Source organism: Kitasatospora sp. NPDC086791, from assembly GCF_040685975.1.
GTDB lineage: Bacteria > Actinomycetota > Actinomycetes > Streptomycetales > Streptomycetaceae > Kitasatospora.
Genome location: NZ_JBFBOC010000014.1, coordinates 132,494 through 158,025, shown reverse-complemented (window position 1 = coordinate 158,025; position 25,532 = coordinate 132,494). Strand labels below are relative to the sequence as shown.

Annotated in this window: 20 protein-coding genes, 1 rRNA gene, 1 pseudogene and 1 riboswitch; of the genes and pseudogenes, 15 read left to right on the top strand and 7 right to left on the bottom strand. The window is 71.9% G+C overall.

Going from position 1 to position 25,532, the window contains the following annotated elements:
* The 12 genes and pseudogenes from rrf to AB0Q99_RS20605 form a co-directional block, all read left to right on the top strand.
* A 5S ribosomal RNA gene (gene rrf / locus AB0Q99_RS20660) occupies window positions 1-97 on the top strand; the annotation flags it as partial.
* Window positions 98-194: 97 nt separating this feature from the next.
* Window positions 195-815: a CDP-alcohol phosphatidyltransferase family protein gene (locus AB0Q99_RS20655; RefSeq protein WP_363573805.1), complete on the top strand. Its 621-nt coding sequence runs from the start codon at window positions 195-197 to the stop codon at window positions 813-815.
* 124 nt (window positions 816-939) lie between these two features.
* Window positions 940-3,435: a mannose-1-phosphate guanyltransferase gene (locus AB0Q99_RS20650; protein WP_363573803.1), complete on the top strand. Its 2,496-nt coding sequence runs from the start codon at window positions 940-942 to the stop codon at window positions 3,433-3,435.
* A gap of 239 nt (window positions 3,436-3,674) precedes the next feature.
* Window positions 3,675-4,487 (top strand): annotated as a pseudogene (locus tag AB0Q99_RS20645) (DUF881 domain-containing protein); the annotation flags it as partial.
* A 212-nt stretch (window positions 4,488-4,699) separates the two neighbouring features.
* The gene (locus tag AB0Q99_RS20640; RefSeq protein WP_030062488.1) at window positions 4,700-5,032 is read left to right on the top strand and encodes a small basic family protein; all 333 of its coding nucleotides are present in this window, start codon (window positions 4,700-4,702) and stop codon (window positions 5,030-5,032) included.
* A 214-nt stretch (window positions 5,033-5,246) separates the two neighbouring features.
* Entirely contained in the window at window positions 5,247-6,239 is a 993-nt protein-coding gene (locus AB0Q99_RS20635) for a DUF881 domain-containing protein (protein ID WP_363573818.1), read from the top strand.
* A 565-nt stretch (window positions 6,240-6,804) separates the two neighbouring features.
* Complete coding sequence (locus AB0Q99_RS20630; RefSeq protein ID WP_363573801.1) at window positions 6,805-7,347, top strand: FHA domain-containing protein; 543 nt, start codon at window positions 6,805-6,807, stop codon at window positions 7,345-7,347.
* A 179-nt stretch (window positions 7,348-7,526) separates the two neighbouring features.
* On the top strand, window positions 7,527-8,222 hold the full coding sequence (locus AB0Q99_RS20625; protein WP_363573816.1) for a MerR family transcriptional regulator: 696 nt from the start codon (window positions 7,527-7,529) through the stop codon (window positions 8,220-8,222).
* Window positions 8,223-8,319: 97 nt separating this feature from the next.
* Window positions 8,320-8,796: a bifunctional nuclease family protein gene (locus AB0Q99_RS20620; protein WP_030062493.1), complete on the top strand. Its 477-nt coding sequence runs from the start codon at window positions 8,320-8,322 to the stop codon at window positions 8,794-8,796.
* Window positions 8,797-9,019: 223 nt separating this feature from the next.
* The gene (locus tag AB0Q99_RS20615; protein ID WP_363573799.1) at window positions 9,020-9,664 is read left to right on the top strand and encodes a MerR family transcriptional regulator; all 645 of its coding nucleotides are present in this window, start codon (window positions 9,020-9,022) and stop codon (window positions 9,662-9,664) included.
* A 113-nt stretch (window positions 9,665-9,777) separates the two neighbouring features.
* On the top strand, window positions 9,778-10,485 hold the full coding sequence (locus AB0Q99_RS20610) for an ElyC/SanA/YdcF family protein (RefSeq protein WP_363573814.1): 708 nt from the start codon (window positions 9,778-9,780) through the stop codon (window positions 10,483-10,485).
* Between the two features lie 81 nt (window positions 10,486-10,566).
* Window positions 10,567-11,961: a DNA polymerase IV gene (locus tag AB0Q99_RS20605; RefSeq protein WP_363573797.1), complete on the top strand. Its 1,395-nt coding sequence runs from the start codon at window positions 10,567-10,569 to the stop codon at window positions 11,959-11,961.
* A gap of 158 nt (window positions 11,962-12,119) precedes the next feature.
* Here the strand turns inward: AB0Q99_RS20605 and AB0Q99_RS20600 are convergent, their stop codons facing one another.
* Together AB0Q99_RS20600 and AB0Q99_RS20595 are read right to left on the bottom strand one after the other, a co-directional pair.
* Entirely contained in the window at window positions 12,120-13,616 is a 1,497-nt protein-coding gene (locus tag AB0Q99_RS20600; protein WP_363573795.1) for an MFS transporter, read from the bottom strand.
* A 290-nt stretch (window positions 13,617-13,906) separates the two neighbouring features.
* Window positions 13,907-15,031 carry a PRC and DUF2382 domain-containing protein gene (locus AB0Q99_RS20595; RefSeq protein WP_363573793.1) on the bottom strand — a complete coding sequence of 375 codons (1,125 nt, stop codon included), beginning with the start codon at window positions 15,029-15,031 and terminating at the stop codon, window positions 13,907-13,909.
* 223 nt (window positions 15,032-15,254) lie between these two features.
* A riboswitch (glycine riboswitch) is annotated at window positions 15,255-15,358 on the top strand.
* Window positions 15,359-15,596: 238 nt separating this feature from the next.
* Between AB0Q99_RS20595 and gcvP the strand changes: the two genes are divergently transcribed.
* Window positions 15,597-18,497, top strand: a complete 2,901-nt coding sequence (gene gcvP / locus AB0Q99_RS20590; RefSeq protein ID WP_363573791.1) for an aminomethyl-transferring glycine dehydrogenase — start codon at window positions 15,597-15,599, stop codon at window positions 18,495-18,497.
* 133 nt (window positions 18,498-18,630) lie between these two features.
* On the opposite strand, the gene AB0Q99_RS20585 is transcribed toward gcvP, so the two are convergent.
* Both AB0Q99_RS20585 and AB0Q99_RS20580 read right to left on the bottom strand, forming a co-directional pair.
* Window positions 18,631-18,822: a DUF5999 family protein gene (locus AB0Q99_RS20585; protein WP_363573789.1), complete on the bottom strand. Its 192-nt coding sequence runs from the start codon at window positions 18,820-18,822 to the stop codon at window positions 18,631-18,633.
* Between the two features lie 436 nt (window positions 18,823-19,258).
* Window positions 19,259-19,831 (bottom strand): hypothetical protein, encoded by a 573-nt coding sequence (locus tag AB0Q99_RS20580; protein WP_363573787.1) that lies wholly within the window; start codon window positions 19,829-19,831, stop codon window positions 19,259-19,261.
* A 383-nt stretch (window positions 19,832-20,214) separates the two neighbouring features.
* Between AB0Q99_RS20580 and AB0Q99_RS20575 the strand changes: the two genes are divergently transcribed.
* Window positions 20,215-21,720, top strand: coding sequence for a glutamate--cysteine ligase (locus AB0Q99_RS20575; protein WP_363573785.1), 1,506 nt, complete (start codon window positions 20,215-20,217; stop codon window positions 21,718-21,720).
* 116 nt (window positions 21,721-21,836) lie between these two features.
* Window positions 21,837-22,625: a CPBP family intramembrane glutamic endopeptidase gene (locus AB0Q99_RS20570; protein WP_363573783.1), complete on the top strand. Its 789-nt coding sequence runs from the start codon at window positions 21,837-21,839 to the stop codon at window positions 22,623-22,625.
* Here the strand turns inward: AB0Q99_RS20570 and AB0Q99_RS20565 are convergent.
* The 3 genes from AB0Q99_RS20565 to AB0Q99_RS20555 all read right to left on the bottom strand — a co-directional run bounded on the left by AB0Q99_RS20565 (window position 22,603) and on the right by AB0Q99_RS20555 (window position 25,515).
* Window positions 22,603-23,205, bottom strand: a complete 603-nt coding sequence (locus AB0Q99_RS20565; protein ID WP_363573781.1) for an HAD domain-containing protein — start codon at window positions 23,203-23,205, stop codon at window positions 22,603-22,605. The two genes, AB0Q99_RS20570 and AB0Q99_RS20565, sit on opposite strands and share 23 nt — an antisense overlap.
* Window positions 23,206-23,344: 139 nt before the next feature.
* On the bottom strand, window positions 23,345-24,046 hold the full coding sequence (locus AB0Q99_RS20560; RefSeq protein ID WP_363573779.1) for an alpha/beta fold hydrolase: 702 nt from the start codon (window positions 24,044-24,046) through the stop codon (window positions 23,345-23,347).
* 56 nt (window positions 24,047-24,102) lie between these two features.
* Window positions 24,103-25,515 (bottom strand): sugar porter family MFS transporter, encoded by a 1,413-nt coding sequence (locus tag AB0Q99_RS20555; RefSeq protein WP_363573777.1) that lies wholly within the window; start codon window positions 25,513-25,515, stop codon window positions 24,103-24,105.
* Window positions 25,516-25,532 lie beyond the last annotated feature (17 nt).

Here is a 25,532-nt window from a genome sequence, read left to right as displayed (position 1 = left end):
GGAAACGCCCGGTTACATTCCGAACCCGGAAGCTAAGCCTTACAGCGCCGATGGTACTGCAGGGGGGACCCTGTGGGAGAGTAGGACGCCGCCGAGCAATTCTTCGAGAGAAGCCCCCGCCGGGTGAACCGGACGGGGGCTTCTCTGTTGTATGGTCAACGTGCATTGTCGTCACACGTACAGGAGGCCCCCGGGTGGAGGTCCAGGAGACGCGGGTCCAGACCGATCGCGTCCTCACCATCCCCAACCTGCTGAGCATGGGCCGGCTGGTCGGCGTTCCGCTCTTTCTCTGGCTCATTCTGTGGCCGGTCTTCGGCGGGCCCAACAATGACGGCTGGGCGCTGCTGATCCTGGCGCTGAGCGGAGTCAGCGACTACCTGGACGGAAAGCTCGCCAGGCGGTGGGGGCAGATCAGCCGGGTGGGGCAGCTGCTGGATCCGCTGGCCGACCGGCTCTATGTGCTGTCCACGCTGGTCGGATTGACCTGGCGTGAGATTCTGCCGTGGTGGCTGACGGCGATTCTGGTGGCCCGGGAGCTGTTTATCGCCGCGCTGCTGCCCATTCTGAACAGGCACGGGTACGGGCCGTTGCAGGTGAGTTTCCTGGGGAAGGCCGCGACCTTCAACCTGATGTACGCGTTTCCGCTGCTGCTGCTCGGCAGCGTGGACAGTTGGATCGCGCGGCCGGCCGAGGTGGTGAGCTGGGCCTTCATCTGGTGGGGGACCACGCTGTACTGGTGGGCGGCCATTCTTTACGCGGTCCAGGCGAGGCAGATCATCAAGGGGCGCGCGGCGGGCTCGGCGTCCGCGGCCTGAGACGTGATCTGAGAGAAGCCACACGCTCCATCGGTGCGTCGGACGATACCTTCCGGGTAGAGAACCCTCTGGAACGGTTTGATGGACCTGCTGGTCCACCACCGCGAAGGAGGACGCACCCGTAATGAAAGCCGTTGTAATGGCAGGGGGCGAGGGCACTCGACTCCGCCCGATGACCTCCAGCATGCCGAAGCCACTGCTTCCGGTCGCCAATAGGCCGATCATGGAACACGTGCTTCGGCTGCTGAAGCGGCACGGCCTCTCCGACACCGTTGTCACCGTGCAGTTCCTGGCGTCACTCGTCAAGAACTACTTCGGTGACGGTGAAGAGCTGGGCATGCATCTGACCTATGCCCACGAGGAGACACCTCTGGGCACGGCGGGGAGTGTCAAGAACGCCGAGGACGCGCTCAAGGACGACTCCTTTCTGGTGATCTCCGGTGACGCGCTGACCGACTTCAATCTCTCTGAATTGATCGACTTTCACCGCAGCAAGAACGCGCTGGTCACCGTCTGTCTCACCAGGGTGCCGAATCCACTGGAGTTCGGTATCACCATCACGGACGACGACGGAAGGGTCGAGCGGTTCCTGGAGAAGCCGACCTGGGGGCAGGTCTTCTCCGACACGGTGAACACCGGTATCTACGTGATGGAGCCCGAGGTCTTCGACTACGTCGCGGCGGGCGAGTCCGTCGACTGGTCGAGCGACGTCTTCCCACAGCTGTTGAAGGAGGGCAAGAGGGTCTACGGATACGTCGCCGAGGGCTACTGGGAGGACGTGGGCACCCACGAGAGCTACGGCAAGGCCCAGGCGGACGTTCTGGAGGGCAAGGTCGAGGTCGAGCTGGACGGGTTCGAGATCTCGCCCGGCGTCTGGGTCGCCGAGGGGGCCGAGGTGGACCCCGAGGCGGTGCTCCGCGGGCCGCTGTACATCGGCGACTACGCCAAGGTCGAGGCCGGCGTCGAGATCCGTGAGCACACCGTGCTGGGCAGCAACGTGGTCGTCAAGCGCGGCGCGTTCCTGCACCGGGCGGTGGTGCACGACAACGTGTACATCGGGCCGCAGAGCAATCTGCGGGGCTGCGTGGTCGGCAAGAACACCGATGTGATGCGGGCCGCGCGGATCGAGGACGGCGCGGTGATCGGGGACGAGTGCCTGGTCGGCGAGGAGTCGATCATCGGGGCGAACGTCCGGGTCTACCCGTTCAAGACCATCGAGGCCGGCGCCGTCGTCAACACCTCGGTGATCTGGGAGTCGCGGGGCCAGGAGCACCTCTTCGGCGTTCGCGGTGTCTCGGGGATCCTGAACGTCGAGATCACCCCGGAGCTCGCCGTCCGGCTGGCCGGGGCCTACGCGACGACGCTGAAGAAGGGAGCCACCGTCACCATCGCGCGTGACCACTCGCGGGGTGCGCGTGCACTCAAACGGGCGATGATCTCGGCACTGCAGACCTCGGCGATCGACGTCCGGGACCTGGAGAACGTGCCGATGCCGGTGGCCCGGCAGCACACGGCCCGGGGGAGTGCGGGCGGGATCTTCCTGCGGACCACCCCGGGGGTGCCGGACTCGCTGGACATCCTCTTCTTCGACGAGCGCGGCGCGGACCTCTCGCAGGCCGGGCAGCGCAAGCTCGACCGCGTCTACGCGCGCCAGGAGTACCGGCGGGCCTTCCCCGGCGAGATCGGGGACCTGACCTTCCCGTCCAGCGTCTTCGACTCCTACGCGGGCAACCTGTTGCGGACGGTGGACACCACCGGGGTCCGGGAGGCCGGGCTGAAGGTGGTGGTGGACACCGCGCACGGCAGCGCGGCCCTGGTCCTGCCGAGCATCCTGGGCCGGCTCGGGGTGGAGGCACTCACCGTCTCCAGTGGGCTCGACGAGGCGCGGCCGACCGAGGACGCGGAGACCCGGCGGGCCGGGCTGGCCAGGCTCGGCGAGCTGGTGGCCTCCTCGCGGGCGGCCTTCGGCGTCCGCTTCGACCCGGTCGGTGAGCGCGTCGCGTTCGTGGACGAGCTGGGCCGGGTGATCGACGACGACCGGGCGCTGCTGGTGCTGCTGGACCTGGTGGCGGCCGAGCGGCGCAGCGGGCAGGTGGCGCTGCCGGTGACCACGACCAGGATCGCCGAGCAGGTCGCCGCTTACCACGGCACCCAGGTGATCTGGACCACGACGACGCCGGACGACCTCGCGAAGGCGGCCTCCGCCGAGGGCACGGTGTTCGGCGGGGACGGGCGCGGCGGCTTCGTGGTGCCCGAGTTCAGTGGGGTGCTGGACGGGGCCGCGGCCTTCGTCCGGCTGGTCGGCCTGGTGGCGCGGACCCAGCTCACGCTGAGCCAGATCGACGCGCGGATCCCGCAGGCGCACATCCGGCGCCGGGACATCGCGACGCCGTGGGCGGCCAAGGGCATGGTCATGCGCTCGGTGGTGGAGGCGGCCGGCAGCCGGCGGCTGGACACCACCGACGGTGTCCGGGTGGTCGAGGCGGACGGGCGCTGGACGCTGGTGCTGCCCGATCCGGCCGAGGCGACCACCCACCTGTGGGCGGAGGGCCCGGACGACGAGGCCACCGAGGCGCTGCTGGACGAATGGGCGGCGGTGGTGGAGGGCGCCGGGCGGTGACGACTCGGAGCTGAGGACACGACGGCCCTGAGCGGCGGGGCGCACGGCATGGTTCGTGCGCCCCGCTGTCCGGTTTCGCCTCATTCGGGGAGGTCCGTCACTTCCGTCATTGTGTGCGACGTGTGCGCAGCTCAGGGGCCGTGTACGACGCCCCTCGTCGCCATGGGACGATGGTCCCCATGCCAGCGACGCCGACACCGAGTGCTCCGAACGGGCGGTACAACCGTCCGGACGCCTCGATGTCCCTGCTGACCAATGTGATGGACCACAGCCTCGACGAGGGTTACGCCGAGGCGGCCGCGGCGCGCGGTGGTGCCCGCGACAGCCGGATACCCGGAACGCTCCGGGGGCTGCTCACGCTGGGCGCCGGGCTGGCGCTGGTCGGAGCGGTGGTGACGGTGGGCGCGGTGAACGCGCACAAGGCCGAGCCGTCACTGGCCAAGGAGCGGGACGCGTTGATCCACCGGATCAACGACAGCAACACCGCGGCCGACCAGCTGCAGAAGCAGGTGCAGGAGCTGCGGCGCAAGGTCGACACCACGCAGCAGCAGGCGCTCGCCTCGGGCGAGGGCGACACGGGTGGTCTGACCGGCGCGGTCGGGCTGGGTGAGGTCACCGGGCCGGGCGTGAAGCTGGTCCTGGAGGACGCCGCGGGGACGGGGCTGGGCGGCAACGTCGACCCGCGGGCGGGGCAGGGCTTCTCCAACAGCGGACGGCTGCGGGACCGTGACCTGCAACTGGTGGTGAACGGTCTGTGGGGGTCCGGCGCGGAGGCCGTCGCGATCAACGGGCAGCGGCTGACCGCGCTCTCCGCGATCCGGGCCGCGGGCGAGGCGGTGCTGGTGGACAACCGGCCGCTGGTGCCGCCGTACACCGTCCAGGCGATCGGGGACGGGCCGAAGCTCCTCACCGCCTTCGAGAACGACATGGCCGGGCAGTACCTGCGGCTGCTGCAGGAGAAGTACGGCATCAAGTCGACGCTCTCCACGCAGAAGAGCCTGACGCTGCCGGCGGCGGTGGGGGTGACGCTGCGGACCGCGCAGCCGGTCACGTCGGAGTCGTCGCCGGCGACCGCGTCGGCCACGCCCACGGCGGGCGGGACGCCCTCGGCGGGCCCCGGAACTCCGGAGAGCCCGAGCGCGTCCGTCTCACCATCAGCCGCACCGACCGCTTCACCATCCGCGACCAGCGGTGGTCCGACTCCCAAACGGCGTCCGTCGACCGGCGCCGCCAAGACCGCGACAGGGACAGGAGCAGCCAGACCGTGATTGCCGTACTGGGTCTTGTGATCGGGGTGGTCGTCGGCCTCTTCGTCCAACCCGAGGTGCCTGACGCCGTCGTGCCCTACCTGCCGATCGCGGTGGTCGCGGCGCTGGACGCGGTGTTCGGCGGGGTCCGGGCGATGCTCGACGGGATCTTCAACGACAAGGTGTTCATCGTCTCGTTCCTGTCGAACGTGGTGGTCGCGGCACTGATCGTCTTCCTCGGTGACCAGCTGGGCGTCGGCTCGCAGCTGTCCACGGGCGTGGTCGTCGTCCTCGGCATCCGCATCTTCTCCAACGCGGCTGCGATCCGGCGCCATGTCTTCCGTGCCTGAGTCGGGCCGCACGGCAGCGGCGGCGGAGGAGCGGGAGCGTCAGGTGCCGGCGGTGGTGGCCGCGCGGACCGCTGAGCGGACCGTCGAGAAGCTGCCGGGGAAGCCGGACGGGGAGACGGTCGAGGAGACGGCGGAGGGGACCGCTGACGCGGCGGTCGAGGAGGCCGTCGAGGCGCCCGGGCCGGAGACGGAGGGGGAGGCCGGGCCGGGCGGGGTGGCGGAGGCCGCCGAGGCCGCTGAGGCCGCTGAGGATGCCGCGGCGGACCCGGTGGAGGAGAAGTCTGACGCTGAGGCTGAGCTTGAGGGCGGCTCGACGCCCGAACCGACGCTGAGGCTCCTGAAGCCGGTCCGGCCGGAGCTCGCGCCCGTGTCCCGGCCCGGGTCGACTCCGCGGGCGGCGTCGGCCGTCGAGCCGGAGTCCGGGCCGGAGCCCGAACCCGCGGTGGCGGAGGCCGCGGAGCAGCCGCCCGTCGTGGACCGGAGCGCCGGTCGGCGGCGCCTGCAGGCGGCGCTGTGGCCGCCGCGGCTGTCGCGCGGGCAGTTGGTGGTGGCGCTGCTGCTGTTCTCGCTCGGTCTGGGGCTCGCGATCCAGGTGCGGTCGACCAACGATCACCACAGCCAGCTGCGCGGGGCCCGCCAGGAGGACCTGGTCCGGATCCTCGACGAACTGGACAGCCGTCAGCAGCGTCTCCAGCAGGAGAAGGCGGAGCTGGAGCAGTCCCTGGCGAAGTTGGAGAACAGCTCCAACCAGGCCAAGGAGGCCCAGGAGCAGACCAGGAAGAAGGTGACGGAACTCGGTGTTCTCGCCGGTACCGTCAAAGCCACTGGTCCGGGCATCGCACTCACGGTCGATGATCCCCAAGGGCAGGTGAAGGCAGATATGCTGCTGGACACCCTGCAGGAACTTCGAGCGGCGGGGGCGGAGGCGATTCAGATCAACGATGTGCGCGTGGTGGTCAACACCTACTTCACCGACCTGTCGGGCGGTGGGGTGCAGATCGACGGGAAGAAGGTCTCGCAGCCCTATCGGTTCACCGTCGTGGGGAACCCGCAGGACCTGACGCCCGCGCTGAACATCCCGGGAGGGGTCGTCCGCACGCTGGAGAGCCACCAGGCGCGGGCGACGATCACCCAGCAGCAGAAGGTGGTCGTCGACGCCCTCGTGGATCCGAAGACGCCGCAGTACGCCAAGCCGGCATCGAAGTGACGAGGCGTCAGACGAACGGCCCGTCAGGGGTCGGCGGTACCCGCTGCGGGGCGCCGCCGTCACATGGGCGAGACTGGTTTGCACCAGTACGCTCCGGAGCAACAACCGCAGCACCAACTGTCGGAGTGCCACTCCAGCGGGCCCGAGCCGCAACCGGTTTCGCAGCCTGTCCGAGGTTCTCACCCTGCCCCGCGGGCGGGTCTGTCACACGCAAGGGGATTCGCCCGTGAGTTTCTTCTCGAAGTTGTTCGGTCGCAACAAGGGCCGTGACGCGGCCGCCGTGGAGGCGCCCACCGCGCGGCACCGCCGTCCGGAGGACGAGCCCGCCGTGCCGGGCATGCGACCCGCCCCCGAGGCCGCGCCGTTCGCCGGACAGCAGCTGTACCGGGACGGCGGCGCCGCCCAGTACGCGGGGAATCCGGCGGGCTACGGCGCGTCGGTTGACCCCTCCGGCGACCCGCGCATAGGTTTCCAGTCAGGACCCTCAACCTCTGGTGGAGGGTTTGCCCCGGACCCGTACGCCGGGCACAACCCGTCGGGTGTGCCGCGCCAGGAGGCTGTGAACATGGCTGGCTCCTCTCCGTGCCCCAGGTGCGGCAACCAGAACCCGGCCTCGGCCCGGTTCTGTTCCAACTGCGGTACGGCGCTGCGCGGCGGTCTGCTGCCCGAGGGGGCGGCGGAGACCACGTCGACCATCTCCATCTCCGGTCTGGAGTCGTACGACCCCAGCACCACGACCGGCACCGGTGCCACGCCGGCCCTGTCGGCCGAGGTCCTGTCGGCGATCGACGCGCTGCCGCCGGGCTCGGCCCTGCTGATCGTGCAGCGCGGCCCGAACTCGGGCAGCCGCTTCCTGCTCGACTCGGACGTCACCACGGCGGGGCGTCACCCGCAGGGTGACATCTTCCTGGACGACGTCACGGTCTCGCGCCGTCACGTGGAGTTCCGCCGCACCCCGGCCGGCTTCAGCGTCGCGGACGTGGGCAGCCTCAACGGCACCTACGTGAACCGGGAGCGGATCGACGAGGTGTCGCTGAACAACGGCGACGAGGTCCAGATCGGGAAGTACCGGCTGGTGTTCTTCGCCGGCCACAACCGGGGGTACTGAAACCAACGTCGGCAGGAGCCCGAGTGAATACGAATACCCCTTCCTCTTCTCTCGGGGCGGCCACCCCAGTCCCGTCCGGTCCGCAGGCGGACCGCGGCGGGCGCGGGGTGGTCGCGGGCCCCAGGCAGCCGATCCGCGCGGAGCGGCCCGTCGGGCGGCGGCGTGGCGGTGAAGAACTGCTGAGCATCGGCGCGGTGCTCGCCTTCCTGCGTGACGACTTCCCCGAGGTCACCATCTCCAAGATCCGCTTCCTGGAGGCGGAGGGGCTGGTCGAGCCGCAGCGCACGCCCTCGGGGTACCGCAAGTTCAGCCCGGCCGACGTCGAACGGCTGGCCTACGTCCTGCGGATGCAGCGGGACCACTACCTGCCGCTGCGGGTGATCCGCGAGCACCTGGACGCCATCGAGCGCGGGGAGAGCCCGCCGGCGCTGCCCTCCGCGGCCGACACCCGGCCGGGGCCGCTGGAGGAGGCGGACCGCGAACTGGTGGCCTCCGCCGAGGTCCCGTCCGGGGTCCGGCTGGGGCGCGCCGAACTGCTGGCCGCGGCCGAGGCGGGGGAGCCGGAGCTGGTCGAGTGGGAGGCCTACGGGCTGGTCGCGCCCGGCCCGGACGGCGGGTACGACGGCGAGGCGCTGCAGGTGGCCCGGCTGGTCGCGGAGCTCGGCCGGTACGGGCTGGAGCCGCGGCACCTGAGGGCCATGAAGGCGGCGGCGGACCGCGAGATCGCGCTGGTGGAGCAGGTCGTGGCGCCGCTGCGCCGGCACCGGAACCCGCAGACCAGGGCCCATGCGGAGGCCACCGCGCGGGAGCTCGCGACGCTGTCGGTACGGCTGCACGCGGCAATGGTCCAGGCCGGTCTGCGGACCCGCGGGTAGCCTCCCGGACGGCCTCCGGGCCCCGGGGGCACCGCGCTGACCAGCGGCGTCGGCTCTGCGCTTTCATATCCGGGACCGGAGCCATAGGGTTGCCTGTGTGAATGAGCTCGACGTCGTGGGTGTCCGAGTGGAGATGCCTTCCAACCAGCCGATCGTGCTGTTGCGGGAGGTCGGGGGAGATCGCTACCTGCCGATCTGGATCGGCCCCGGCGAGGCGACCGCGATCGCCTTCGCCCAGCAGGGCATGACTCCGGTGCGCCCGCTGACGCACGACCTGTTCAAGGACGTCCTGGAGGCGCTCGGCCAGCAGCTCACCGAGGTGCGGATCACCGATCTGCGGGAGGGCGTGTTCTACGCCGAGCTGGTGTTCGCCGGCGGGGTCGAGGTGAGTGCCCGGCCGTCGGACGCGATAGCGCTGGCGCTGCGGACCGGTACGCCGATCTACGGGAGCGAGGAGGTGCTCGCCGAGGCGGGCATCGCGATCCCGGACGAGCAGGAGGACGAGGTCGAGAAGTTCCGGGAGTTCCTCGACCAGGTCTCGCCCGAGGACTTCGGGGGCGGCGGCCCGCAGTAGCGGGGCCGCCTTTACGGCTGTACGGCTCATTCGTTTTGCCAAAAACCGTCGACCTACCCACACTAGGGGCACGAAAAACCACTCTCCTGAGTGACGTGGTTTGTCTGGCCCGGCGTGGCGATCGTTGACGGGTCATAGGGGACTGCCTACCGTCAGGAGTGGCTGTCCGGGTGGCCGATGCCCGCGGTCGGGTTGCCCGCAGCACAAGTGGACGGAGGCAAGCATGAGCAGCACCGGCGATGACGCGGCCGTGGGAGGCCTGTGCGCCGTGCACGTGCCGCGCACCGCTCGCACCGTCACGGACCTGCCCCGGGTGGGCAGGTTCCCGGCCGTGCAACCGGGGCAGCCGGCCATCGAGCGGCTGGCCCCGACATCCGAACTGATCGGCTTCCGCGGCCCGACGGCCTGCGCGGCGGCCGGCATCACCTACCGCCAGTTGGACTACTGGGCCCGGACCGGGCTGCTGGAGCCCAGCGTCCGGACGGCGTACCCGGCGACCAGCCAGCGGCTCTACAGCTTCCGCGACGTGCTGCTGCTCAAGATCGTGAAGCGGCTGCTCGACGCGGGCGTCTCGCTGCAGAACATCCGGGTCGCCGTCGCCCACCTGCAGGCCGCTGAACAGGCCGACCTGGCCGGGATGACGCTGATGTGCGACGGCGCGACGGTGTACGAATGCACGACGCCGCAGCAGGTGGTGGATCTGCTGAAGGGTGGTCAGGGGGTCTTCGGCATCGCGGTGGGAGCGGTCTGGCGGGAGCTGGAGCTCACCCTCGGGCGGATGCACGCGGAACGCACGGACACCGGCGAGACCCTGGTCGCGCAGGATCCGGCCGACGAGCTGGCCCAGCGGCGCAACCGGGCGGTCTGAGTACTGGTGTCGACGGGGCCGCGGGCCCGGACGGGGAACCGTTCGGGCCCGCGGCCCCGTCGTGTTGCCTGGTGGAACGATCGAGGGAGGGGCACGTGGGGGTCGGCACCGGGATGGCGGGGCTGCTGCGGCGCAGGGCCGGACAGCTGGGGGCGCGGCTGCGGACGCGGCGCACGCAGCGCAGGGTGTTCCAGGTCGGGACGGCGCTCTGCGCGCTCGCGCTGGCGCCGAGCGCCTGGGTGTGGATCGCGGCGGGCGACCGGGTGGGCACGGTGGAGAGCGCGCCGTCCGCGCCGGTCGCGGTGGTCTTCGGCGCCGGGCTGGACCAGGGCAAGCCCTCGCCGTACCTGGAACACCGGCTGGTCGCGGCGGTGGACCTGTACCGCGAGGGCAAGGTGCAGGCGATCCTGGTGACCGGGGACAACGGGCGGGTCGAGTACGACGAGCCGGACGCGATGTTCACCTACCTCACCGGGCACGGGGTGCCGGCCGAGCGGGTGGTCCGGGACTACGCGGGCTTCGACACCTGGAACTCCTGCACCCGCGCGCACCGGATCTTCGGGGTGGACCGGGCGGTGCTGGTCAGCCAGGATTTCCACGTCCGGCGGGCGCTGGCGCTGTGCGAGGCGGCGGGCATCCGGTCGTACGCCGTCGGGGTGCCGGAGCCGCACGACGAGACCTGGCTGTACGGCGGGGTGCGGGAGGTGGCCGGGGCGGGCAAGGCGGCCGTCAACGCCTGGCTGCGGCCGGACCCGGTGTTCCTCGGGCCCAAGGAGGAGGGGATCCCGAAGGCGCTGGCGGCCGCGGACGAGCGGCCGTAGCCGGGCGGGCAGGGCGTCGGGCGGGTGGGGTGTCCGGCCGGGTTCGTACGCACTGTCGGACCCGTACGCGATGATCGGCGGGTGCGATCACTGCCGAGCATCATCCACCTCGACATGGACGCCTTCTTCGCGGCGGTGGAGCAGGCGGCCAAGCCGAGCCTGCGCGGCAAGCCGGTGATCGTCGGCGGGCTCGGCGGGCGCGGGGTGGTCTCCACGGCCTCCTACGAGGCGCGGAAGTTCGGGGTGCACTCGGCCATGCCGATGGCGCAGGCGCGTCGGCTCTGCCCCAACGCGGCCTTCCTGTCGGGGCGTTTCGAGGCCTACCGGCAGGTCAGCGAGATCGTGATGGGCCTGCTGCGGGAGCTGTCGCCGCTGGTGCAGCCGCTCAGCCTGGACGAGGCCTTCGTGGACCTGGAGGCCGGTCCGTACGGCCCGGTGCTGGCGGAGGCGGACCACGACACCGGCGAGCGGCTGGTGCTCGCACTGGCGGAGGACCTGCGGGCGGACATCCAGCGGCTGACCGGGCTGACCGGCTCGGTGGGGGCCGCCGGGTCCAAACTGATGGCCAAGATCGCCTCCGAGCAGGCCAAGCCGGACGGCCTGGTGCTGATCGAGCCCGGGCAGGAGCGGGCCGTGCTCGGGCCGATGCCCGTACGGGCCCTGCCCGGGATCGGGCCGGCCACCGAACAGGTGCTGCGGCGGGCCGGGCTGAGCACCGTGGCCGACCTCGCCGAGGCGGGCGAGACGGAGCTGGTCCAGCTGCTCGGACGGGCGCACGGCGCCGGGATCCACCACATGTCGATAGGACTGGACGAGCGGCCGGTGGTGGCCGACCAGGACGCCAAGTCCGTTTCGGTGGAGGACACTTACGAAGTGGACCTGGCCGACCGGGAGCGGGTCCTGCGCGAGGTCGAAGCGCTGGCCGCCCGGTGCGTGCGGCGGCTGCGGGCGGCCGGGCGCTCGGGGCGGACCGTGGTGCTCAAGGTCCGGCGGTTCGACTTCTCGACGCTGACCCGCTCGGAGACGCTCGGCGGGCCCACGGACGACGAGGCGGTGATCACCGCGACCGCGCGTCGGCTGGCGGAGCAGGTCGACATCACCGGCGGGGTGCGGCTGCTCGGCGTGGGCGTCGCCCAACTCGCCGACTACACCCAGGAGGACCTGTTCGCGCAGGCCCAGCGGGAGGAGGCGGCGGAGCACGCGGAGGCAGCGGCCGAGGACGAGCCGGCCGGGGAGGAGCCGGAGGCCGTGGCGGTGCGGCGGTGGATGCCCGGACAGGACGTCCGGCACGCGGAGTTCGGGCCGGGCTGGGTGCAGGGCAGCGGCGTCGGGAGGGTCACCGTGCGGTTCGAGACGCCGTGGAGCGGGCCCGGGCGGGTGCGGACCTTCGCGGTGGACGACCCGGCGCTCGAACCGGCCCGGCCGTTGCCGCTGCGTCTGGGGGAGGGCGAGGAGGGCGCGGGTGGCGGTCAGTGAAGGGTGAGGGGGCGGAGACACGAAGCGGCCCCACCCGGTGGGGGAGTACCGGGTGGGGCCGCATCACCGTGCCGGACCCCGTACGGTCGTGATGCCCTCGCGACGTACGGAGGCCGGGGCCCCGCGCCCTGTCCCTGAGCGCGGGGCCGGACGCCTCGTCAGGCGTCGGTCTTCACCAGCTCGTCGCTGGAGTCCTGCTGGGCCGGGCCGCCGATGACGGTCAGCGGAGCGGCCGGCTTGGCGGCGCGGATCAGGAACGGGACGGCGCCGGCGACGATGCAGACCACGGCCGCGACCCAGAACGCGTGCTTGTAGGCGTCCAGGGTGGGCAGCGTCAGCGGGATCTGCGGGGGCAGCTTCATGGTGTCGCCGGTCAGGATGGCGGCCATGACGGCGGTGCCGATCGCGCCACCGACGGTGCGCAGCACGGAGTTCATGCCGTTGGCGATGCCGCTCTGCTCGACCGGGACGGCGCCGTTGATGTAGGCGGGCATCGCGGCGAACGCGAGGCCGACGCCGAGGCCGAAGACCGCCGAGGCGGTGTAGATGTCGCCCTCGTGGCTGTGCCGCAGGGCCAGGTAGGCCATCGCGACGGCGCCGAGGACACCACCGAGGACCAGCGGCAGTCGCGGGCCGCGGCGGGCGATCAGCAGGGCGCCGAGCGGGGCGGCGACCATCGAGCCGATGGCGGAGGGCAGCAGCATGACACCGGCGTGCAGGACGGTGGCGGTGAAGCCGTAGTGGGTCAGCTTCTCCGGGGTCTGGGCGAAGTTGCTGATGACCATGAAGGAGCCGTACATGCCGAAGCCGATGAGCAGGCCCGCGAGGTTGGTGAAGGCCACGGCCGGGCGGGACATCATCTTCATGTCCACCAGCGGGTGCGCGACCTTGGTCTCGATGACGCCCCAGACCAGGGCGACGACGGCGGCGACGGCGAACAGGCCGAGGGTCTTGGTGGAGGTCCAGCCCCAGTGGTTGCCCTGGCTGACCGCGACCAGCAGCGCGGAGAGCCAGGCGGCCAGGGTGATGGCGCCGAGCGGGTCGGCTCCGCCGTCCTTGTCGGTGACCGGGTCGGACGGGACGCGGAAGGCGACCAGGGCGATCGCGATCAGGCCGAAGACCAGGCCCATCCAGAAGATCGACTTGTAGTTCCAGTGCTCCAGCAGGACACCGGTGGCCACCAGGCCGAGGCCGGAGCCGACACCCATCGAGGCGCTGATGGCGGCGACGCCGCCGGTCACCTTCTGCTTGGGCAGCTCGTCGCGGACGATGCTGATCGCCAGCGGCATGACGCCACCGCCGGCGCCCTGCAGGACGCGGGCGACGACCAGCCAGGTGAAGGAGTGGGTGCTGACGGCCAGTGCCGAACCGGCGACCAGGCCGGCCAGCGAGATCAGCAGCATCGGCTTACGGCCCCGGAGGTCGCCGAAGCGGCCCAGCAGGGGAGTCAGCACGGCTGCGGAGAGCAGGTTGGCGGTCATCAGCCAGGTGATGCTGGAGCCGGAGACGCTCAGTTCCTTGGCCAGCGAGGGCAGGATCGGGACGACCGCGGTCTGCACCACGCTGAACGACAGCATCGCCAGGATGAGGGCCGGCAGGACCCGGGCGCTGCTCTGCTTCTCGGCCGCGGTGGTGGGCTGTGGTGCCTCACTCACGGTTGCTTCCTCCCGTACATAGTGAATGAACTGAAGTAACCATGCCGGGAGATACTTCAGAGTGTCAAATATCGAGTGGTTAAGCTTTGGCAAAGGGGAAGGGTCGGGGGTGGGGGTGGGGGTGGGGTGGTGGGGAGCGCCTGCGGCGGGCTGGGGTGGGGCGCGGTGGTGCTTTGGCAAAGGGGAAGGGTCGGGGTGGGGGCGGGCCGGGGTGGTACTTCGGCGCGCGGTGGGGGCCGGGCATGGGGAAGGGCCCCGGCCGGGTGGTCGGGGCCCTGGTGGGGGTGGGGTCAGACGAGGGGGCGTGCGGCTGCGGGGTGGGAGGTGTCCGGGGTCGGGGTGGTGGTCGACGACGGCGGCGTGGCGGTGGCGGCCGAAGGTTTGGTGTTGTCGTGGACCTCGACGTGTTCGCGGCGGAGTTCGTCCCGGACCACCTCCTCGGAGGTGTAGCGCTCGACGACGAGGCGCACGCGCTCGATCGGGGCAAGGTACTTGCGGACCACCGGGCGTTCCTCGCGGAGGGTGACCTCCTCGACGCCCTCGGCGATCTCCTTCTCGGTGAGGGAAGCGCGCTCGGCCTCGCTGACCGGCATCCGCTCGACCCGGACACGCTCGCGGACCACCGGGACGCGGCGCTCGATCTGCTCGCTCGTCACGTACTTGCGCAGCTTCGCGGTGCCGATGGTGTGCCAGGTGGTGGTGATGTCCAGCCGCTCCTCGCGGCAGGTGATTTCGATCGGACCGCCGGGGGAGGAAGCGCCGACGCTCGCGGCGGGTGCGGGGGCGGTGGACGCCGGGGCGGGCTGCGGCTTGGGCGTGACCGTCGGGGACGCCGAGGTCGTGGCCGTCGCGGCGGTCGTGGCTGCGGGCGCGTGGGTGCCGAGGGTGCGCACGTTGTCCTCCGTGACGGTGCTGGTTCCGTTGGTGGCCGGGGCCGGGGCCGGGGCGGGCTCGGGGGAGTGGAAGGCGCGCGGCTTGGTGGCCGTCACGGCGGCCGCAGAGGCAGCGGCGGGTGCGGCTGCCGCAGCGGCCGCCGTGGTGCCGAAGTCGAGGTCGGATCGCGCGGCCCGGCCGTTGTCCTCCCCGGCCGGGCGGCCGTCCATCGGGGTGTCGAGGCCGTAGTAGCGGTAGAGCTGGAGCTCCTGGGCGGGGGACAGGTGCTGGCCCACGCCGAAGTCCGGGGACTCCTTGACCAGTGACTTGTCGTACGGCACCCGGAGCTCGTCGCCGGAGAACTCGCTCGTGGTGAGCGGGACGAAGGCGTCCCGGCCGAAGATGCCGGTCCGGACGGCGGCCCATTCGGGCCGGCCGGTGGCGTCGTCCAGGTACACCTCGTCGACCGTGCCGATCTTGTCTCCGTTGCGGTCGACCGCCTTGTGGCCGATGAGGTCCCGGGGATCGATGTCGGTCTGCACTCATTCCTCCAGTGCGCTGAGCCTGCGGAACCCCCGCAGGAGGGCGGCCGGAGCACCCGTCCCGTCCGCCACTTCACACCAAATGCCATGAATCGGACGTGCGCGACCGGGGTGCGCCGGACGGGCTGTGGGCTGGGCCGTCCGGGGGACGCGCGTAGACCCGGGGTGACCAGAAGCACCCGTGATCGGAACGCCTCCCGCTGGTACCCTGGGCGGCGACCGCAGAGCCCGCTCGGGAGAGTCTCCGACCGCGAAAACCGCTGGTCGGGGCGCCGAAGGAGCAACTCCTCCCCGGAATCTCTCAGGCATCCGTACCGTGTGGGGTAGGTCACTCTGGAAAGCAGGGCAGGAGTGTCGGCACGGAAGCCGGCGATCACCACCCTCACCGACGGTGCAAGCCGACGGCGTGCGACCGCATGCCGTGCGGGCGAAGCTCTCAGGTCCCGATGACAGAGGGGGAGGCCTGTCGGGTCCGCCCGCCATGGCTTGTTCCGCTGTCCGCAGCGGGGAAGGCCGGACGGCGTGCGTACCCCCGCCGGTCCGTGACCAGGAGGCCTCGACCACCATGAACGCCCAGCCGAACGCGGGACGCCCCACCGGCGCCTCGACCCTCACCGAGCTTGAGCTGGCCAGCCCCTTCGAGAACCGCCACATCGGCCCCGACGCCGCCGCGCAGGAGAAGATGCTGGCGTCCGTCGGCTACGGCTCGCTGGACGAGCTCGCCGCCACGGCCGTGCCCGAGGCGATCCGCTCCATCACCGGCCTGGACCTGCCCGCCGGCCGGACCGAGGCCCAGGTCCTGGCCGAGCTGCGCGAGCTGGCCGGCCGCAACCAGGTGCTCCAGCCGATGATCGGCCTGGGCTACTACGGCACCTTCACGCCGCCGGTGATCCTGCGCAACGTCATGGAGAACCCGGCCTGGTACACCGCCTACACGCCGTACCAGCCGGAGATCTCGCAGGGCCGCCTGGAGGCCCTGCTCAACTTCCAGACCCTGGTCTCCGACCTGACCGGCCTGCCGACCTCCGGCTCGTCGCTGCTCGACGAGGGCACCGCCGCCGCCGAGGCGATGGCGCTGGCCCGCCGCGTCACCAAGGTCAAGGGCGGTGTCTTCCTGGTCGACGCCGAGACCCTGCCGCAGACCATCGCGGTGATCGAGACCCGCGCGGAGCCGACCGGTGTCGAGGTCGTCGTCGCCGACCTGTCCGGGGGCATCCCGGCCGAGATCGCCGAGCGCGGCGTCTTCGGCGTGCTGCTGCAGTACCCGGGCGCCACCGGCGTGGTTCGCGACCTCGCCCCGGTGATCGAGCAGGCGCACGGCCTGGGCGCGATCGTCGCCGTCGCCGCCGACCTGCTGGCGCTGACCCTGCTCAAGTCCCCGGGCTCGCTGGGCGCCGACATCGCCTGCGGCACCTCGCAGCGCTTCGGCGTGCCGATGGGCTTCGGCGGCCCGCACGCCGGCTACCTGTCGGTGCGCGCCGAGTACGCCCGCTCGCTGCCCGGTCGCCTGGTCGGCGTCTCGGTCGACTCCGACGGCAACCGGGCCTACCGCCTGGCGCTGCAGACCCGTGAGCAGCACATCCGCCGCGAGAAGGCCACCAGCAACATCTGCACCGCCCAGGTGCTGCTCGCCGTGATGGCCTCGATGTACGCCGTGTACCACGGTCCGGACGGCCTGGCCGACATCGCCCGCCGCACCCACCGCTACGCCGCCGCCCTCGCCGAGGGCCTGCGGGCCGGCGGTGTCGAGCTGCTGCACGGCGAGTTCTTCGACACCGTCACCGCGGTCGTCCCGGGCCGCGCCGCCGAGATCGCCGCCGCCGCCCGCGCCAACGGCATCAACGTCCACCAGGACGGCGCGGACCGGATCTCCGTCTCCACCGACGAGACCACCACCCGCGAGCACCTGGCCGGCGTCTGGGCCGCGTTCGGCGTCGAGGCGGTCGAGGTCGCCGAGGCGGCCGAGGCGCTTCCGGGCGCGCTGCTGCGCGAGGACGAGTACCTCACCCACCCGGTCTTCCACAGCCACCGCTCGGAGACCGCCATGCTGCGCTACCTGCGCCGCCTGTCGGACCGGGACTACGCGCTGGACCGGGGCATGATCCCGCTGGGCTCCTGCACCATGAAGCTCAACGCGACCACCGAGATGGAGGCCGTGACCTGGCCGGAGTTCGGCCAGCTGCACCCCTTCGCGCCGATCGATCAGGCCCAGGGCTTCCTGACCCTGATCCGCCAGCTGGAGCAGCAGCTGGTCGAGGTCACCGGCTACGACGCCGTCTCGATCCAGCCGAACGCGGGCTCGCAGGGCGAGCTGGCCGGTCTGCTGGCCGTCCGCGCCTACCACCGCGCCAACGGCGACACCCAGCGTGACGTCTGCCTGATCCCGTCCTCCGCGCACGGCACCAACGCGGCCTCCGCGGTGATGGCGGGCATGCGCGTGGTCGTGGTGAAGACCCTGGTCGACGGCGACGTGGACGTCGAGGACCTGAAGGCCAAGATCGAGCAGCACCGCGACAACCTGTCGGTGCTGATGGTCACCTACCCGTCGACCCACGGCGTGTACGAGACCGAGATCACCCAGATCTGCGCCATGGTGCACGAGGCCGGCGGCCAGGTGTACGTGGACGGTGCCAACCTGAACGCCCTGGTCGGCCTCGCCAAGCCGGGCAAGTTCGGCGCGGACGTCTCGCACCTGAACCTGCACAAGACCTTCTGCATCCCGCACGGCGGCGGCGGCCCGGGCGTCGGCCCGGTCGCGGTGCGCGCCCACCTGGCGCCGTACCTGCCGAACCACCCGCTGCAGTCGGAGGCCGGCCCGGCCACCGGTGTCGGTCCGATCTCGGCCGCGCCGTGGGGCTCGGCGGCGATCCTGCCGATCTCCTGGGCGTACGTCCGGCTGATGGGCGGCGAGGGCCTCAAGCACGCGACCCAGGTCGCGGTGCTGAACGCCAACTACATCGCCAAGCGCCTGGCGCCGCACTTCCCGGTGCTCTACACCGGCCCCGGCGGGCTGGTCGCGCACGAGTGCATCATCGACCTGCGCCCGCTGACCAAGGAGACGGGCGTGACGGTGGACGACATCGCCAAGCGCCTGATCGACTACGGCTTCCACGCGCCGACGATGTCCTTCCCGGTGGCCGGCACGCTGATGATCGAGCCGACCGAGTCCGAGGACCTGCACGAGATCGACCGGTTCTGCGACGCGATGATCGAGATCCGGGCCGAGATCGACAAGGTCGGCTCGGGCGAGTGGGTGGCCGACGACAACCCGCTGCGCAACGCCCCGCACACCGCCGCCGAGCTGGCCGGCGACTGGACGCACGGCTACTCGCGGCAGGAGGCGGTCTTCCCGGCGGGCGTGAACCCGGCGGACAAGTACTGGCCGCCGGTGAGCCGGATCGACGGCGCGTACGGCGACCGCAACCTGGTCTGCTCCTGCCCGCCGCTGGACGAGTACGGCGTCTGACGGATCCCGGGCGCCGACGGCGCCCGGACGGACGGCAGCAGGGCCCTGGCGGAACCTCCGCCGGGGCCCTGCCCGTACCCGCCCGGAGCCGCCGGTCGCGCCGGTCGTACGGTCGGGTGGTCGGGCCGTGCGGTCAGGCCGCGTGGGCGACCGGGCGGCGCGGGGCGATCACCCGGCCGTCCGGCAGCAGCTCTCCGGTGTCCTCGAAGAGCACGACGCCGTTGCAGAGCAGGCTCCAGCCCTGCTCCGGGTGGCAAGCCACCGACTCGGCCGCTTCGCGGTCCTCGGACTCGGCCGACGGGCACTCAGGACGGTGCTGGCACATACGCGTACCCTCGCTTCGCTCTGCGATCCTCCCCGTGGTGCGGCCGCCGGAGGTCGTGCCGTCCGGGGCCGCCGCGGTGGTCGGATCCTGTCCGCACGCCGACCAGGTGTTGACCGGCGCTCAAGTGGGTAGGACAGGTGGTCCTTCCACGCTGGTTCCCAGTGTCGGCATCTCCGGACGTGCGCGCAGGTATTTCGTGACATGCGCCACAACTCCCGGGCAGAGATCACCCGTTCAGGTGGGGCCGGAGGGAAATCGCGCACCGGTGGGTCACTCGCAGGATGACCCGAACGGGCCATGGCGGGTGCCTCGTTCGGGTGGTCGCCGTTCGGGTGAAGCGCTCCGGGCCCGGGTGACGCTCCCCGGGCCCGGACGTGCGGACACGGCTGAGGGCCGCCGGGCGGGTGGTCCGGCGGCCCGTGCGGAGGTGGGTGCTTCAGGAGGAGCCGAGCAGCAGCGGCCTGACGAGCGGGGCGCGGGCGAGCAGCGGCAGCAGCTCGGCGGCCGGGTAGGCGCGGTGGGCCGTGACGCCGAGCGGGGCCGGGGCGAGCGGGATCAGCAGGTCGGCGGCCGGGCCGGTGTCGGGGCTGTGCAGCCAGAGCGCCGTCGCGTACTGGCCGGGGAAGGTCAGCAGTCGGGGCTGTCGGCGGATCCGGGAGCTCTGGGCGAGCTGCCAGGCCTCGCGCAGCGCCCGGACCGTCGAGTCGAGGTAGGGGCCGGCGGTGAAGTGGGAGAAGGTGTGGCCCTCGACGGCCTGGACCACCTCGGCGGCGGCGGCCACGTCGGCGCCGTCCTTGATCAGGAAGCGCCACCCGGTGCGGCGGGCGGCGGGGAGCTCGGGGCGCGGGCCGTCCAGGACGTGCACCGCGAGCGGATGTGCGGGGACCAGGGGGCCGGCCGGATGACGCAGCGCGGCGGCGGCGGGCTGGCGCAGCGCGGTCTCCGAGTCGAGTGCGCCCAGGACCGCGCGCAGGGCGCTCGGTGGGGGCTGTGGGGTCTGCAGAGTCATGGCGGGGTCCGCCTCTCCAAGCGAGATCGGCGTGCGAGTGCGGCATACCGGCATGGCGCGGCGCGTCATCGGTGACGGGGGCCGACCGGGTCCGGTTGTGCAGGATCGCGGCGCCGGCGCGGTCGCCGGCCTCGACGAGGCTTCGGGGCGGGAGCGAACCGGCCGGAGTGCTGTGCGAATTCCATCGAACAGAAGCGCAGGGTGATCTGTTTATCACAGGCCGTGGCGCCGGGCAAGTCTGCAGATGGCCTGAAAAGCCGTCAGTTTCCTTGCATTGTAAGCCAGTACAAGCATTCGGGTATCGATCTTCGAGGTGGGCATGATGCTTGCACGGTCGGTCGGCCGGGTGGCTCAACGGGGTGTCTCAGGAGGAGGAGGGGACCGTGGGCGAGAAGGTCGTGGCGACTCGGGCGGATCTGGCGGACCGGCAGCTGTACCGACGCAAGCTCCAGGCCTGTCAGGAGGCGCTGGGGCGGATGCTGCGGGAGGAGCGCTTCGACCGGCCGCGGGCGGTGATGGGCCTGGAGATCGAGCTCAACCTGGCCGACGAGCAGGGCCTGCCGGCCATGAACAACGCCCAGGTGCTGAGCGAGATCGGCTCCAGCGACTTCCAGACCGAGTTGGGCAGGTTCAACATCGAGGTCAACATCACGCCGCACCGGCTCTGCGGGCACGTCTTCGAGGAACTGCGCGAGGAGATCGACACCGGGCTGCGCTACGCCGACCGGCGGGCCGCCGAAGCGGGCGCCCGGATCGTCATGGTGGGCATCCTGCCGACCCTGGAACACGCCCACACCGGGCTCGACGCGATGAGCCACAACCAGCGGTACACCCTGCTCAGCGACCAGATCCTGGCCGCGCGGGGGGAGGAGATCGCGCTCGACATCGAGGGCGTCGAGCACCTCCAGCTGGAGTCCATCACCATGGTGGCCGAGGCCGCCGCGACCTCGCTGCAGCTCCACCTCCAGGTGACCCCGGAGCGCTTCTCCTCGGTGTGGAACGCCGCCCAGGCACTGTGCGGGCCGCAGCTCGCGATGGGGGCGAACTCCCCGTTCCTGTTCGGGCGGGAGCTGTGGCGGGAGACCCGACCGGTGCTCTTCCAGCAGGCCTGCGACACCCGTTCGGCGGAGCTCAAGGCGCAGGGCGTGCGCCCGATCACCTGGTTCGGCGAGCGCTGGGTGGACTCGGCGTACGAGTTGTTCGAGGAGAACCTGCGGTACTTCCCCGCGCTGCTGCCGATCTGCGACGACGAGGACCCGCTCAAGGTGCTGGCTTCCGGCGGCGCGCCCAAGCTCGCTGAGATGCGGCTGCACAACGGCACCATCTACCGCTGGAACCGGCCGATCTACGACGTCGCGGGCGGGGTGGCGCACCTGCGGGTGGAGAACCGGGCGCTGCCGGCCGGGCCGACGGTGGCCGACACGCTGGCCAACGCCGCCTTCTACTACGGGCTGGTGCGGGTGCTCGCCGAACAGCCCCGGCCGATCTGGACCCGGCTGCCGTTCGAGCGGGCGGACGAGAACTTCCGGCAGGGCGCCCGGTACGGCATCGACGCGGTGTTCCAGTGGCCGCGTCCCGGACGGGCCGGGCGCGGCGGCGGGCTGCAGACGGTGTCCGCCGTCGACCTGGTGCTGGGCGAGCTGCTGCCGATGGCCTACCAGGGCCTCGACGAGTGGGGCGTGGAGCCCGCCGACCGGGACCGCTACCTGGGCATCATCGAGCAGCGCTGCCTGCGCCGCACCAATGGCGCGGCCTGGCAGAGCACGACCTTCCACCGGCTGCGCGAGCGGTACGGGATGGACCGGCCGGCGGCGCTCGCGGCGATGACCCGGCGCTACGCGGAGCTCATGCGCGGTGGGGAGCCGGTGCACACCTGGCCGGTCGGTTGACCCGGCCGGTCGGCCGGTGCGCACCTGGCCGGTCGGCCGGCCGGGGCGCTGTGTCAGGATGATCGCTCCGGCGGTCGGCCGACGGCCGGAGCGACCGCCCGTCCGCTGGAGCCCCCGTGACCACCGTCCCGACCGCGCCGCAGGCCGCGCCGCCCACCCGACGTCAGCTCGGGGCGGAGCTGCTGATCGTCCTCGGTCTCTCGCTCGGGGCCAGCGGGATCAGCGCGCTGATCAGCTTCGCGGGCTCGCTCACCGAGCCGATCAAGCTCGGCCGGCAGGTCGCCGTGCTGAACGGCTCACGGGCGCCTGGCCGGCCGTGGCTGGACCTGGCCTGGCAGCTGTACTACATCGGGCGCGGCCTGATGCCGGTGGTGCTGGTCGGGTACCTGCTGGTGCGCGAGGGCGTCACGCTGAAGGTGCTGGGCTTCGACCTCGGGCAGAAGCTGCGCGACCTCGGCCGGGGCACCGCCGTCGCGGCGGCGATCGGCGGGTCCGGGCTGGTGCTGTACCTGGCCTCGCAGGCGGCCGGGTACAACCTGACGGTGGCGCCCTCCGGGCTGCCGGACGTCTGGTGGCGGGTGCCGGTGCTGGTGTTGTCGGCCTGGCAGAACGCCATCCTGGAGGAGGTCGTCGTCCTCGGCTACCTGCTGCGCCGGGTGGGGCAGTGGGGGTGGTCCTGGCCGGCGGCGGTGGTGACCAGTTCGGTGCTGCGCGGCTCGTACCACCTGTACCAGGGGGTCGGCGGGCTGGTCGGCAACATGGTGATGGGGGTGGTGTTCTGCCTGCTGTACCGGCGCTGGGGGCGGGTGATGCCGCTGGTCGTGGCGCACGCGCTGATCGACACGGTGGCCTTCGTCGGGTACGCGCTGCTCGCCGGTCACGTCAGCTGGCTGCCGACCTCCTGAGCGCCGGGTCCTCGGGTGCGGGGATCTCGGGTACGGGGTCGACGGGTGCCGGCCCGACGGTCGTCCGCCTCCTGGCCGACAAGGCCCGGACGCGTGGCGGGCGGGCGAGCAGGCGGTCGACGTGCCGGCGCTCCAGGCCCTGGCCGGGGTCGATCGGCAGCAGCAGGCGGTCGCGGCGCCAGAGCGACCTGCGGAACAGCCGGCCGGGGATGACGTCGTCCACCCAGGCGAACGGACGGCCCGCGGCGTAGCGCAGCAGCGGGGCCCACTTGGCGGCGGAGAACAGCTCCATCAGCGGGATGCGCGGATCGCCGGGCTGCGGGACGTAGCCGCTGAAGCGGACCACCGGGAGCGGGTCCAGGCCGATCGCCGGGGCGACGTGGGTGTTGGCGTGTTCCTCCCAGGTGGTGGCCCAGACCAGTTGGTAGGTCCCGGCCAGCTCGCGCAGCCACTCGCCGTGCCGGGTGGAGAGCAGGACGGTGTAGCCGAACAGCGCGTGGGTGTCGAACCCGGCGTCCGGATCGGGATGGACCGGGTTCAGCACCCCGTCGACGTCCAGGAACAGCAGCGGCTTCGGCACCGGAGGCCTTCCGAGCGGTGGTGTTTGCTACCTGCTCGGACGCCCCGTCCGTCCCGGTGGTTGCTCACCGGCGGGCGCACGCGGGGCACGCGGGGCGCACGGGGCGCTCACGGCGCGGGCCCGGTGGCGGGCCGGTCCGTCAGCCGAGGTGGCCCCAGAGGAAGGTGAGGGTGCGGCGCCAGGCGATCCGGGCCTGGAGGGGGTCGTAGGTGCCGAGCGGGTCCTCGTCGTTCATGAAGGCGTGCCCGGCCGGGTAGAAGTGGATCTCGGGGCGGATGTCGGTGGCCTCGCCGATCCGGATCGCGGCCTCGTCCACGGCGGCCATCGGGATCGAGCCGTCCAGTTCGCCGAAGTGGCCGAGGACGTGGGCGGTCAGGCCGCGGTAGTCGAAATCGGGGTCGGGCGGGAGGCCGTAGAAGGGCACCACGGCGGCCACCCGGTCGCCGGCCCGGGCGGCCAGCAGCAGGGCGAAGCCGCCGCCCATGCAGAAGCCGACCACCCCGACGGCGTCGCCGACCACGCCGTCCAGCGAGAGCAGGTGGTCGACGGCCCCGGAGAGGTCCTCGACGGCCCGCTCGACCGGGAGTTCGCGGATGAGCCGGACCGCCTCGGCGGGGTCGTGGGTGGTCGCGCCGCCGAACAGGTCGGGGGCGAGGACGGTGAAGCCCTCGGCGGCGAAGCGGTCGGCCACGGTGGCGACGTGCGAGGTGAGCCCCCACCACTCCTGCACCACCACCAGGCCGGGCCCGGTGCCCTGCGGCGGGTGGGCCAGGTACCCGTGCGCGGTGCGGCCGTTGCTCGGGAAGGTGACGTTCTGTCGGGAGCCGCCCTGATCAGGCATGGCTTCCTCTCCGTGGGTCGGGCCGCGTGCGGCGGGGTTCGGTGGGACGGGCGCGGTCAGCCCATCTCCTCCAGGGCGCGGCCCTTGGTCTCCTTGATGCAGAAGGCCACGAACGGGATGGAGAGCAGGGCGAAGACCGCGTAGATGACGTACGTCGCCGAGAGGTTCCAGTCGGCGAGGTCCGGGAAGCTGACGGTGATCGCCCAGTTGGCGATCCACTGGGCCGAGGCGGCGACGGACAGGGCGAGTGCGCGGATCCGGTTGGGGAACATCTCGCCGAGCAGGACCCATACCACGACGCCCCAGGAGAAGGCGAAGCAGAACACGAAGACGTGCGCGGCGACCAGGGCGACGGTGGCGTGGGTGTTGTCCAGGGTGGCGGTGTCGCCGCTGCCCTGCCGGAAGGAGAACGCCCAGGCGGCGGTGCCGAGCGAGGCGGCCATGCCGACCGAGCCGGCCAGGGCGAGCGGTTTGCGGCCGATCCGGTCCACCAGGACCATCGCGATCACCGTGCCGATCACGTTGATGATCGAGGTGGAGAGGCTGATCAGCAGCGAGTTGGACTCGTTGATGCCGACCGACTGCCAGAGGAAGGACGAGTAGTAGAAGATCACGTTGATGCCGACGAACTGCTGGAACACCGAGGCGCCGATGCCGACCCAGACGATCGGCAGCAGGCCGAAGCGGCCGCCGAGCAGGTCCTTGAGCCGGGGCTTGTGGGCGGACTCCAGCACCTCGCGGATCTCCGCCACCCGGGCGTCCAGGTCCACGGCCTCGCCCTCGACCTCGACCAGCACCTCGCGGGCCTGCGCCTCGCGGTGGTCGGCGATCAGGAAGCGCGGCGACTCCGGGATGGAGAGCGCCATCAGGCCGTACACCAGGGCGGGGATGGTCTCCACGCCGAGCATCCACTGCCAGGCCTGGATGCCGCCGAGGTGGCCGGTGGACTCGCCGCCCGCGGCCTGGTTGAGCGCCCAGTTGGCGAGCTGGGAGACGGTGATGCCGAGCACGATCGCCATCTGCTGGAAGGAGGCCAGCCGGCCGCGGTAGGCGGTCGGCGCGACCTCGGCGATGTAGGTGGGCGCGATCACCGAGGCGATGCCGATCGCGATGCCGCCGACCACGCGCCAGCAGGCGAGGGCCTCGATGTTCGGCGGGAACATCGAGCCGATGCCGCTGGCCGCGAACAGCACGGCGGCCAGCAGCATCGTGCGCACCCGGCCCAGGTGGTCGGCGAGCCGGCCGGCGATCACCGCGCCGACGGCCGAGCCGAGCAGGGCGATCGCCACCACGAAGGCGGTGGTGCCGTTGCCCACCTGGAAGTGCTTCTGGATGCCCGTCACCGCGCCGTTGATCACCGCGCTGTCGTAGCCGAACAGGAAGCCGCCCATCGCGGCGGCCGCCGAGATGAAGACCACGTGACCGAGGTGGGCTTCGCCGGACACCCGCTGGCCGTTGACTGAGGACACGCGCGCTCCCGGGGTGG

Excerpts from the sequence above, each read along its gene's own strand:
- AB0Q99_RS20610 (WP_363573814.1), top strand. The coding sequence starts at position 9,778 with ATGGCGGGGCTGCTGCGGCGCAGGGCCGGACAGCTGGGGGCGCGGCTG.
- AB0Q99_RS20650 (WP_363573803.1), top strand. The coding sequence starts at position 940 with ATGAAAGCCGTTGTAATGGCAGGGGGCGAGGGCACTCGACTCCGCCCG.
- AB0Q99_RS20580 (WP_363573787.1), bottom strand. The coding sequence starts at position 19,831 with ATGACTCTGCAGACCCCACAGCCCCCACCGAGCGCCCTGCGCGCGGTC.
- AB0Q99_RS20560 (WP_363573779.1), bottom strand. The coding sequence starts at position 24,046 with ATGCCTGATCAGGGCGGCTCCCGACAGAACGTCACCTTCCCGAGCAAC.
- AB0Q99_RS20630 (WP_363573801.1), top strand. The coding sequence starts at position 6,805 with ATGGCTGGCTCCTCTCCGTGCCCCAGGTGCGGCAACCAGAACCCGGCC.
- AB0Q99_RS20615 (WP_363573799.1), top strand. The coding sequence starts at position 9,020 with ATGAGCAGCACCGGCGATGACGCGGCCGTGGGAGGCCTGTGCGCCGTG.
- gcvP (WP_363573791.1), top strand. The coding sequence starts at position 15,597 with ATGAACGCCCAGCCGAACGCGGGACGCCCCACCGGCGCCTCGACCCTC.
- AB0Q99_RS20585 (WP_363573789.1), bottom strand. The coding sequence starts at position 18,822 with ATGTGCCAGCACCGTCCTGAGTGCCCGTCGGCCGAGTCCGAGGACCGC.